This is a genomic window from Flavobacterium koreense (assembly GCF_054776075.1).
Window position 1 is genome coordinate 215708 of the sequence record NZ_BAAHCF010000012.1, and the last position, 12049, is coordinate 227756.

At 30.5% G+C, this 12049-nt stretch carries 10 protein-coding genes; 6 read left to right on the forward strand and 4 right to left on the reverse strand.

What is annotated here, in order from left to right; translation table 11 throughout:
• Positions 1–35 precede the first annotated feature (35 nt).
• Positions 36–2309, reverse strand: coding sequence for a carboxy terminal-processing peptidase (locus ACYU7A_RS07145; protein WP_460575317.1), 2274 nt, complete (start codon positions 2307–2309; stop codon positions 36–38).
• Between the two features lie 152 nt (positions 2310–2461).
• Here ACYU7A_RS07145 and surE point away from each other — a divergent pair, with 152 nt between their 5' ends.
• The 6 genes from surE (at position 2462) to ACYU7A_RS07175 (ending at position 8217) form a co-directional block, all read left to right on the forward strand.
• Positions 2462–3232: a 5'/3'-nucleotidase SurE gene (surE, locus tag ACYU7A_RS07150; RefSeq protein WP_460575319.1), complete on the forward strand. Its 771-nt coding sequence runs from the start codon at positions 2462–2464 to the stop codon at positions 3230–3232.
• Positions 3233–3256: 24 nt separating this feature from the next.
• Complete coding sequence (locus ACYU7A_RS07155) at positions 3257–3529, forward strand: hypothetical protein (protein WP_298302993.1); 273 nt, start codon at positions 3257–3259, stop codon at positions 3527–3529.
• 34 nt (positions 3530–3563) lie between these two features.
• On the forward strand, positions 3564–4358 hold the full coding sequence (locus tag ACYU7A_RS07160) for a hypothetical protein (RefSeq protein WP_460575321.1): 795 nt from the start codon (positions 3564–3566) through the stop codon (positions 4356–4358).
• 155 nt (positions 4359–4513) lie between these two features.
• Entirely contained in the window at positions 4514–5626 is a 1113-nt protein-coding gene (gene lpxB / locus ACYU7A_RS07165) for a lipid-A-disaccharide synthase (protein WP_460575323.1), read from the forward strand.
• Positions 5627–5671: 45 nt separating this feature from the next.
• Positions 5672–6139 carry a C40 family peptidase gene (locus ACYU7A_RS07170; RefSeq protein ID WP_460575325.1) on the forward strand — a complete coding sequence of 156 codons (468 nt, stop codon included), beginning with the start codon at positions 5672–5674 and terminating at the stop codon, positions 6137–6139.
• Between the two features lie 44 nt (positions 6140–6183).
• A complete protein-coding gene (locus ACYU7A_RS07175; RefSeq protein ID WP_460575327.1) occupies positions 6184–8217 on the forward strand; it encodes a ComEC/Rec2 family competence protein in 2034 nt (677 codons plus the stop codon).
• Here ACYU7A_RS07175 and ACYU7A_RS07180 read toward each other — a convergent pair whose 3' ends face one another.
• Genes ACYU7A_RS07180 through ACYU7A_RS07190 form a run of 3 tightly spaced genes read right to left on the reverse strand, consistent with a single transcriptional unit; the run spans position 8218 to position 11981 of the window.
• Positions 8218–8760: a thioredoxin family protein gene (locus ACYU7A_RS07180; RefSeq protein ID WP_460575329.1), complete on the reverse strand. Its 543-nt coding sequence runs from the start codon at positions 8758–8760 to the stop codon at positions 8218–8220.
• Between the two features lie 48 nt (positions 8761–8808).
• Positions 8809–10320 carry a peptide MFS transporter gene (locus ACYU7A_RS07185; protein WP_460575331.1) on the reverse strand — a complete coding sequence of 504 codons (1512 nt, stop codon included), beginning with the start codon at positions 10318–10320 and terminating at the stop codon, positions 8809–8811.
• Between the two features lie 2 nt (positions 10321–10322).
• The gene (locus ACYU7A_RS07190) at positions 10323–11981 is read right to left on the reverse strand and encodes a peptide MFS transporter (RefSeq protein WP_460575333.1); all 1659 of its coding nucleotides are present in this window, start codon (positions 11979–11981) and stop codon (positions 10323–10325) included.
• Positions 11982–12049: the final 68 nt, after the last annotated feature.

A 12049-nucleotide genomic window follows, 5' to 3' on the forward strand; every position in this document is an offset into this window, starting at 1 on the left:
AGATTTAGGAGCGTTTTTTTATTACTTAAATTCTCTTAAGACTTAATAACTTTTTCTTTTTTCAATTTAGTTGTCAATGCTTTTTTAGTGTTTCCTGACTGTAAATCATCAAGAACATGAATTGCCTCTTCAATATAAATATCTTTAGAAAGACTTTCGTGCCATCTTTCGCGTTTTTCTTTTAACGTTACATCACTTTTCATTTGCTCTTCTTCATAAGGCAATGATTTGAACTTAAACGTATTTGTATAATCAGCAATTGACTTATACTTTTTATTAGTTTCCTCTAATTGCTTTTGCTCTTGCTTGAATTTGTCAATTTGCAAACTATATACATTTTCTTCATTACGCGCTTGACGCCATTTAGCATTATCATCAATCAAATTCATTTGCGGATTACTTGCAATACGTTTCTTGCTATTTTGAATAGCCAAATCATAATTAGCAGCTTTATTCCAAAGTTTGTAATCAGCAGCTTCTATTTTATCCCAAGGCATTGCATTGTCTACGTCACGTTCACCCATTTTTAAATAAGCATAACTATCTGGCATCACAATATCACTGCTTACACCTTCAAGTTGTGTAGAACCACCATTGATTCTGTAAAACTTTTGCGTAGTTGTTTTCAACGCACCTAAATCACCTAAAGTATTTCCTCTCACAAACTGATTCAAATCGATAACATTTTGAACAGTTCCTTTACCATAAGTTTGCTTGCTTCCTAAAATCACAGCACGTTTATAATCTTGCATTGCTGCAGCCAAAATCTCTGAAGCAGAAGCAGAAAATTCATTGGTCATAATAACTAATGGTCCGTCCCACTCTACTTTAGCATCTTTGTCATAAAGCACTTCTCTTTTCCCTGCAGCTGATTTAATTTGTACAATTGGACCTTGTTCAATAAACAATCCACCAATATCAACTACTGTTTTTAAAGAACCTCCTCCATTATCTCTAACATCTACAATAATTCCTTGAACACCTTCGCTTTTCAATCGAGCTACTTCTTGAGCAACATCTTTTCCGGCATCTCTACTATCTTTATTTTCAAAATCGATATAGAATTTTGGTAAATAGATAATTCCATACTTCACACCATTTTTCTCAACAACACTAGATTTTGCATAGGTTTCTTCAATTTCAACTTCATCTCTTATTATTGAAATTACTTTAAGCGAACCATCTGTTTTCTTAACAGTAAGACGAACTTCAGTTCCTTTTGGACCTTTTATCTTTTTAACCACGTCATCCAAACGCATTCCAACTACATCTACAGGATCGCTATCACCTTGAGCAACTTTAAGAACTACATCGCCTGCTTCTAGTTCTTTTCCTCTCCAAGCTGGTCCTCCAGAAATTAATTCTGTGATTTCAGTGAAGTCATTTTTCTTTTGAAGGCGTGCTCCAATTCCTTCTAATTTTCCACTCATACTAACATCAAAACGTTCTTTTTCGTCTGGTGCAAAATAAGAAGTATGTGGGTCAAATCTAGAAGCAATAGCATTTACATAAACAGAAAACCAATCAGAACGATCTAACTCTTTACTAATAAAAGTGAAATTCTCATTCAATGATTTTAAAGTACTTTCTCTTGTTTCTTTTTCTAATTGCTCAAATGTTTTTGGAGCATCATTCTCGGTTTTAGCAATACTTTCTTGAAACTTTTTCTCCAATTCAGGAGTCAGCTTATCACCCATTTTTAAACGATACTCTTTCAAACGCTCTTCTGGAGATTTATTTTTATTCTTTTGAATGTCTTCTTGAATTTTTTGTTTTTCAACTAAAGAAGATAATGTTGAAAGTTTTACTTGTTTTCTCCAACGTTCTTTTAAATCAGAAACATTTTTAGAATAAGGTGCTTTCTCATAATCTGTATCAATATCTTCATTAACAGAATAATCAATAGGATTATCTAGCGCAGCTTTATAGTAGCTTTCACTTTCTTTCATTCTTTTGATAAGACGTGTATAAGTCAAATCAAAAAAAGTAAGTTGTTTGTTGTTGATTTGATCATCAATTTGCAATTCATATTTAGAAAACTCATCAATATCTGATTGCAAAAAGAATCTTTTTGATGGATCTAAAGCCGTGATATAATCTTTGTAAACTCCTTTAGAAAAAGTATCATCTATTTGAGCCGGACTGTAATGTCCTTTTTCAATTACATAAGTCAATAACTCAATAAGCAATTTATCTTTTTCTGGATCATTTTTATCTTTTGGGATAAAACTCCATAAACCAACGGAAAGCGCTAGCACTAAAAGTACTATTTTATAATGTCTTTTCATAAATTGAACTATTGTATTCATTAATTTTTCTACTAAAATACATAAAAAACTATGCCATAAAATAAAGACATCGCATAATTTTTTGTTAAAACCATTGCTATGGCTCAAAGTTATAAAATTTGTAATGGAATAAGTCTTAAAATAATTACTTTTGTTACACAAATAAAATTCAAATGTCTAAAAAACCTTTAATTCTAATAACCAACGACGATAGTATTTCTGCACCAGGAATTCGTACATTAATTGCAGTTATGTCTGAAATTGGAGAAGTTGTTGTGGTTGCGCCAGATAGTCCGCAGAGTGCTATGGGGCATGCTATTACTATAAACAACACCTTGCATTTGAATAAAATTTCTGCAGAAAATGCTGAGATTTTGGAATACAGTTGTTCTGGAACTCCTGTAGATTGTGTGAAAATGGCTGTAAATGAAATCCTGAAAAGAAAACCAGATTTGTGTGTATCTGGAATCAATCACGGTTCTAATTCTTCCATAAATGTAATTTATTCGGGAACTATGAGTGCTGCTGTTGAAGCCGGAATTGAAGGAATTCCAGCCATTGGATTTTCACTTTTAGATTATAATTGGAATGCCGATTTTGAACAAATCAAACCTTTTGTAAAGAAAATTGCATTACAAGTTTTGAAAAATGGTTTATCAGAAGGAACCGTTTTAAATGTCAATTTTCCTAAATTAAAAACAGAGGAAATTAAAGGAATTAAGATTTGTCGTCAAGCGAAAGCTATGTGGCAAGAAAAATTCGATAAACGAGTAACACCTTTTGGAAAAGAATATTATTGGTTAACTGGCGAATTCATTAATCAAGATAAAGGAGAAGATACTGACGAATTTGCTTTGGCAAACGGCTACATTTCTATTGTTCCAGTTCAATTTGATTTGACTGCTCATCATGCTATTCAAACATTAAATACTTGGGATTTATAATTATAGATATAAAATATTATTAAAATGAAGAAAACAGATTTACTTATCGGATTTTTTATTGGGTTGGTTGCTACATTTATAGGTTCTTATTTATTTTTAAAAACCCAAACTGAGTATGATTTAATTGAAGATTTTTCCATATTAAAAACTGAAGGATTACTCGGAAAAGTTGTGGCGCTTGGAGCTGTTTTAAACATAATAATTTTCTTCATTTTGTTAAAAAAGAATAAAGAATTTATGGCAAGAGGTGTTGTAATGGCAACAATAATTTTAGCAATAACAACAATGTTCTTATAACAAACACAAATAAATAAGTAAGTTAGACAACATTATGAAAAAACTACTTCTAATAATTACTTTTTTAATTTTAATATATAACTGTTCTTTTTCACAATCATACGAAAAAGAAGCAAATAAGCTAAAAAATTACGCTTTTTTTAATGAAAAATCATACATAAATTGTGGTGGTGGACATTGGTCAAAAAAATGTAAAATAAGAAATGGATTAGTGTATCAAGAAGAGAATTACTTGGAAGAAAAATTAATGTCAATACACGAAAAAATATATGACGATTATGGAAATATGATTTTTGAAATCTCTACATATAATATTAATACAGGAAAGAAAATAGATACGCTTTTTAAATACAAATATAAATATGACGAATTGAAAAGAGTTATTGAAAAAGAATATAGTTTTGGTATGGTTGAAAAATTTTCAAAATTTGATAAAAATTCGAAACCAAAATTAATTGAAAGGTTTGAAAAAAGTGGAGAAACATTGTATTTTTGGCCAATAACTGAAATCAGAGATTTTGATGAAAACGGAAATTTAGTTAAAGAAATAAAAACTGAAATTGCTTATCCCGATTCTAAAAGTGATACCATTAAGAGATTAAAAGTAGAAACAAATATTTACAAATACGATAAATTTGGATATGTAATAGAAATTAAAAGAAATAATAATCCTGAAGAAAGTTTTCCTATTATTATAGGTGGAGGTTTGTCTCTCTACGAAACTGAAAATTTCGAATATAAATATGACAAAACTGGTTTGTGGGAAAAAAAATATAGAATTATCGAAGGAAAAAAAAGAATGCTTTATAAAAGAAATTTTAAAAAATAACACTGTGTAATAGCTGTTTGCAAAAAATGGTGGTTTTAGGTTTAATATAAGTTAAGTTATTTAAAAATTATTTAAAATAACAACTTACTAATTCTCCACTTCCGCAAGGCGATGTCAATACATTTTATCACCGCTAAAAAACTATATCAAAATACATGAAATATTATATCATAGCTGGAGAAGCATCAGGCGATTTACATGGTTCCAATTTGATGAAAGCATTGTATAAAGAAGATACAAATGCTGATATCCGATTTTGGGGTGGTGATTTGATGCAAAATATTGGTGGAACTTTGGTAAAGCACTATCGTGAACTAGCTTTCATGGGATTTGCTGAAGTGGTTATGAATCTAAAAACCATTTTAAATAACATCAAAATTTGCAAATCGGATATTGAAAAATTCAATCCAGATGTTATAATTTTCATTGATTATCCCGGTTTTAATATGCGCATTGCTAAATGGGCTAAAGAACGAGGTATAAAAACACACTACTATATTTCACCACAAATTTGGGCTTGGAAAGAAAGTAGAATCAAAGACATCAAACGTGATTTTGACAAACTTTATGTCATTCTTCCATTTGAAAAAGATTTTTATGAAGTAAAACATAATTTTCCGGTAGAATTTGTTGGTCATCCGCTAATTGATGCTATTCATAATCGAACTGTTATTGATTCTGAATCTTTCCGAAAAGAACATAAATTAGACAACAAACCGATTATAGCCATTTTACCAGGAAGTAGAAAACAAGAAATTTCTAAAATGCTTTCGGTAATGCTAAGTGTTGTCGATGATTTTCCAGAGTATCAATTTGTGATTGCTGGCGCTCCTAGTCAGGAATATTCTTTTTATGAAACCTTTCTAAACAATAAAAATATCAAGTTTATTTCAAATAAAACTTATGATTTATTAAGTAATTCTCATGCAGCATTAGTTACCTCTGGAACAGCAACTTTAGAAACTGCATTGTTTAAAGTCCCAGAAGTGGTTTGCTATAAAGGTGGTTGGATTTCTTATCAGATTGCAAAACGAATTATTACTTTAAAATATATTTCGTTAGTAAACTTAATTATGGATGAAGAAGTGGTAACTGAATTGATTCAAGAAGAATGCAATCCAAAAAGAATTAAGTCTGAATTGACTAAAATTCTTGATGAAAATCACAGAAAACAATTACTTAAAAAGTATGATGATTTAGAACAAAAACTGGGCGGAATTGGAGCAAGCGAAAAAACAGCTCATTTGATAGTTAGCGCTTTAAAATAATATTAGCCTATTTTTATCGTTAGAAAATAATAAAGTCCTATTGTTTTGAAAAAAATCCTACTGCTTTTCACACTACTTATTTTGGTTTCTTCTTGTAAAACAAGTTCGTCGACTACTAGTTCAAACAATAAATTAGCAGAAAAAATCATAGATGATGCTACAAGTAAAATTGGTTCACCTTATCGTTTTGGCGGAACTACAAATGCTGGCTACGATTGTTCTGGATTAGTATTTACATCTTTTAAAAAATATGATTTATCGCTTCCGAGAACTTCAAAAGAAATGGCAAAAGAAGGAAAAATTATTACTAAAAGTAACGCTCAAAAAGGTGATTTAATTTTCTTCAAAACTGGTGGTTCTAGTCAAATTAATCATGTTGGATTGATTATTGATGTAAATCGCGATGATATAAAATTTGTTCATTCGTCTACCAAAAAAGGTGTAATCATTTCTTCAATAACCGAAGATTATTACCGAAAATCCTTTGCTCAAATTAACCGAATTTTAGAATAATTATTTTTTTGTAGGAATATACTTTTTTGCATACTTTTATAGAAATGAAAGTATTACAATTCCCTTTAGTAAGAATAACGCTTTGTTTTGTGTTTGGAATAATTTTTTCTCAAATCACAAAACCTAATTTGTTATTGCTATTTATAGTACTATTACTTTGCATTTTTTCTTTGATTTTTTTCTATTTCAAAATTAAAAACGACTTAATTCAAAAACCTTTATTTGGATTTGTAGCACTTTTTACTTCTTTCCTAATCGGAATGGTTACTTTGAGCATTAGTAATCAAACCTTGAATAAGAATCATTATTTACATCAAGTAAAAGAAACAGAAAATGAAATTTCAACAGGACTAATTATCAAAGAAAAACTAAAAAATACTTTGAATAATGATCGTTATGTTACCGAAATGATTCTATTGAATGGTAAAAAAAGTTATGGTAAAATAATTTTAAATATCAGAAAAGATAGCGTGCTTCCTACTATAGAAATTGGTTCTCATTTAATGGTTAATGGCTCTTTCTACAAAAACAGGAAACCAAACAATCCAAACCAATTTGACTATGGAAAGTATCTTGAAAATCAGCAAATCTATGCTCAGATTTATGCCGATGTGACCGATATCAAAATCAATCCAATTGTAGATAAAAGCATTTCTTATTATGCAAGTAAACTTCGAAATAGGATTATACAGAATCTAGAAAAAAATAATTTTAACAAAACCGAATTAAGTGTTGTTATCGCCTTAATTCTTGGTCAACAACAAGATATTTCTCAAGAAGTAATACGTGATTATCAATATGCTGGTGCTGTTCATGTTTTATCAGTTTCAGGTTTGCATGTTGGTTGTATTTTATTATTCGTAACCTTTTTACTAACTCCAATTCCAAATACAAAAAGAGGGTCTATTCTTAAGTTAGTTCTTGTCATTCTATCACTTTGGACTTTTGGAATATTAGCAGGATTAGCACCATCAGTAGTTCGTTCTGTAACAATGTTTTCGTTTGTAGCTGTTGGAATGTTTTTAAGACGAAGCATCAATATTTACAATACTTTGTTAGTATCTGCTTTGTTAATCTTATTAGTAAAACCTTCTTTTCTTTTTGATATTGGATTTCAATTGAGTTACGTTGCTTTATTTTTTATTGTTTGGCTACAACCGCTCCTAACTTCTATTTGGACTCCAGAAAACAAAATCGTCAAGTATTTTTGGGACATAATTACTGTTTCATTTGCCGCTCAAATAGGAACATTCCCTTTAAGTATTTACTATTTTCATCAATTTCCTGGATTATTTTTTATTACCAATATTGTAATTCTTCCAGGTTTGAGTGTAATTCTTGGTATTGGAGTTATTGTAATGATTCTTGCTGCATTCAATGTTGTATGGATTCCGATGATGAAATTGTTAGAATTGAGCATTTGGTTACTGAACAAGATTATTTCTTGGGTAGCATCGTTTGAAAATTTTATATTTAAAGATTTATCACTCAACTCCTACATGATGTGGTGTTGGTATTTAGTCATCATCGGAATAATTCTTTGGTTCAAAAAACCAACTTTCAAGAAATTGGCTTTTAGTATGATTGCCATTATTGGATTACAACTTGTTACCATTTATGCAAAATATGACAGTCAGAAAAATAGTGAATTTATCGTTTTTAGCAAAAAGAAAGTAACTATAATTACTGAAAGACAAGGAAATAAAGTTACACTTTATAGTAACGATAGCATACTAAAAACAACTGACGACAATCTTGCTTTAAAATCTTATTTAGTTGCCAATTTTTGTAAGATTGAAAAGAAAAAAGCTTTGTCAAACTTGTTTTATTTCAAAGACAAGAAAATTCTTTTAATAGATAGTAGTGCCGTTTTTATTGAAGAAGAAAAACCAGATATTATATTACTTACAAATTCGCCAAAAGTAAATTTAGAGCGTATATTTCAATCATGGAAACCTCAACAAGTTATTGTTGATGCTACCAATTATAAAACCTATATCAAAGTGTGGCGAGAAACTTGTAGAAAAGAAAAAATCCCTTTTCATGATACATCAGAAAAGGGATTCTATAAATTATAACTAAGCTTTTTTCTTAGTTGATTTTTTCTTTTTAGCTGCTTTTTTAGCTGCTTTTTGTTCTTCTGCAGTGTAAGGAACAAATTTGTCAACCATTTTATTGGCTCCATCTAACCAAACTGTTGGTCCGCCAGCTAAATAACCAGTTTCTCCTAGTAGCTCAAAACTAGTTTTACCATCAATAGGTGCGCCAGCTTTTGCAATTCTAACTGAAGGATATCCTCGAATAGCAAAAAATTGTTGCAATTGACTATTTTGAATTTTTAAAGCATCAGATTGTGGTGTTCTTCTTGGAAAATCTAACTCTACCAAAACCACTTTCTCTTTTGCCCATGCGATAAACTCAGGTGTTTTAAAAACCTCATTCTGCAAACGAATACACCATCCGCACCAGTCACTTCCTGTAAAAAACAAGAATAATGGTTTGTTTTCAGTTTTTGAAACTGCAATGGCTTCATCGATATTAGTATGCCAAGTTAATTTTTCTTGGGCTTGAATTGTCATTGATGAAACGACAAGTAATAATGTTATAAATAATTTCTTCATTTCTTTTTTTTTACAAATATATTCAAAAATAGTACCAAAAAATGTCGGCTACTTTACTTCTTGCATTAGTTTTCTAATAAGTGGTGAAATTGCGATTAACACTAATCCAGCAACTAAAGCATAAATTGCTAACTGATAATATCCATCAGCATATACGTTTAATTTATCTAAATTGGTTGCGTTTTCTGATGCTTCTGCTATGTTTGCTCCTAATAATCCAGCAAAATATTGCCCATAAGCACTTGCTAAAAACCACATTCCCATGATTACAGCTTGCGTTTTTTGTGGCGATAATTTAGTCATAGCACTCATTCCAATTGGAGATAAACAAAGTTCTCCAAAAGTGATGATAAACCATCCAAAAGTAAAAATTCCTAAAGAAGTTCTTCCGTTTAAATCGGCAAAGAATTTAGTGTAATAAAATATCCAAAAACCACCTGCAAGAAATATAAATGCTAATCCAAATTTTATAACTGTATTAGGTTCTATTTTTCTTTTCGCCATCCATAACCAAACTAATCCAACCAAAGCTGCAAAACCAATTACGAATAATGAATTAGCAGAATTATTAACTCCGTTTGGACTTAACTCTATTCCTAAGATTTCATTATTCAAATTGTTTGCTGCAAATAAACTTAATGAACCACCGCTTTGCTCGAAAAATGCCCAAAAGAAAATGGAGAAAATGATGAAAACCAAAGCAGCTAAAAGTTTTTTATTTTCCGCAGATGAAAAATTCTTCATTTCATAAAATAGATATAAAATAGAAGCTGGACCTATAAACATCATAAAATAATCGGTATACTTTGTATTAGCAACCATAACTATGATAATTGGAACAATAATAAGTGAACCTAAATAAGTAGCAAATTCAAGAATTTTTTTCTTAGATTTTTCAACATCCATCAAAGGAGAAAGACCAATTGGTCCCAAACTTTTTTGAGTTTGAGTGAATGTCAATAAACTAATGATCATTACAACTGCTGCAAATCCGAAACCTACATTCCATCTTAAATTTTCTGGAACTAAGGATTGCCACATCGAACCTTCAGCTACAGCAATACAAATGTAACCTCCAATTAATGCTCCAAGATTTACACCCATATAAAAGAATGAAAATCCAGCATCTCTTCTTGGATCATCATTTTTATATAATTGTCCCACCATTGAAGAAATATTTGGTTTGAAAAAACCTGTTCCAACAATTGTAAAACCTAATCCAACAAAGAAAAAATTCTTTGGATCAACGGCAAGAATTACACTTCCTATAATCATTAGAATTCCGCCCCAAAAAAGTGATTTTCTTAAACCTAAAATTTTATCTGCAAATAATCCTCCTATAAAGGTAAAAGCATAAACCCAAGCTTGCGTTGCTCCATATTGTAGATTGGCAGTTTTTTCATCCATAGCTAGATGATTTACCATAAAAACCACCAACATTCCGCGCATTCCGTAGAAGCAAAAACGTTCCCACATTTCGCTAAAGAACAAATACCAAAGTTGTTTTGGATATTTTCCTTTAAAATTTTGAATTTCTTCTATTGACTGATTGATTTCCATAATTAATTGATTCCGTGGTCTTTCATTACTTTATTTAAGTTTTTTACTAAGGCAAACATCAATATGGTTGCAAACATTAACAATCCGAAGTTTACCCAAAAGAAATTGGCTTTATCGTCATATTGATCCCACATACTTGCTAAAACTCCAGATAATTTATTTCCGATGGAGGTTGATAAAAACCATCCACCCATCATTAATGCCGTAATATTTTTTGGAGATAATTTAGAAACAATCGATAATCCCATTGGACTTAGGAACAGTTCTCCGATTGTTATAATTCCGTAATTAGCAACCAACCACCAAACCGATACTTTTTCCATTCCATTGTTTCCAATATGAACTGCTGCGACCATTACTAGAACAGATAATGCTGAAATTAATAATCCGAAAGCGATTTTTGTTGGAGTTGATGGTTCTTTTTTTCTGCTTCTTAAAAAAGTAAAGAAAGCAACAACAAGCGGCGTTAATATAATAACCCAACCAGGATTTATAGACTGACTTAAATTGGTTGCCCAAATGGAAACTGTCGAACCTTCTTGAGGTAATTTATTTTTTTCAACATTTCTAAAATAAACAGGATAGTTTACTTCCTTAACTACTTTTCCATTTTCTTTTTGAAGTCTAAAACTCGCATCGTATAATTCAGTTGAATCCTTTTTGTATTCGATATCTTTTGCCAATTTTAAATTACTAAAAACAGCTTGAGTCGTTCCGCTTATTTCTCTGTCGGTATATCTATCTGCCCATGTTGTTAATGCCGAACCATTTAATTTGAAAACTGCCCAAAATAAAATCACAACTGCAAATATTGAAAGCAAAGCTCCAATTGGTCGTTTTTCCTCCGGTTTTGCTTTGAAATATAGACTTCCATAAAAGTAAACTACTGGAAGACAAGCAAAAATAAAGGCATCTGTACTATCAGAACCAAAAATTGCACTATCAAGATTTACATCTGATTGCACTCCTTTAATCAACCAACCAATAACACCAAAAACCACTGACGGAACTAAAATGTACAATACAATTTTAGAAAATGGCATATCACCTTCTTGAATTCCTTTTTTATCAGTTTTATCGCCGTAATGTTTTGTTCCTAGAAGAAACACGATTACACCAATAAACATCCCTAAACCAGCAGCCATAAAGGCATATTGCCAACCTAGTAAAATTTGTAAAGCAGCACCAAAAAAGTTACAAATGAAAGCACCAACATTGATTCCCATATAGAAAATGTTATAACCTTCGTCTTTCTTTTCTTTGTATTGATCTTCGTTGTAGAAATTACCTAATAATGTTGAGATATTTGGTTTGAAAAATCCATTACCCACAATTACTAAAGTCATAGCAAGATATAACATTGGTAAACTATGAATTCCCATCATAAAATAACCTGCACCCATCATTATTCCACCAATTACGATTGATTTTTTATAACCCAAATATCTATCGGCAACTAAACCACCAATGAATGGAGTTAAGAATACCAAAGCGATAAAAGTTCCATATAAATCGGATGCTTCTTTTTCTGTCATTGCGAAACCTGCTTCTACATCTTTAAGATACAAAGTAAAAATTCCAATCATTAAATAATAACCAAAACGTTCCCACATTTCAGATAAAAATAAGTAAGGCAATGCTTTAGGATGACTTTTCCACATAATAATTCAATTTAAAAAAACAAACCTACAAGGATTTCTTGTAGGTTTGAAAGATATAAAAATATTTT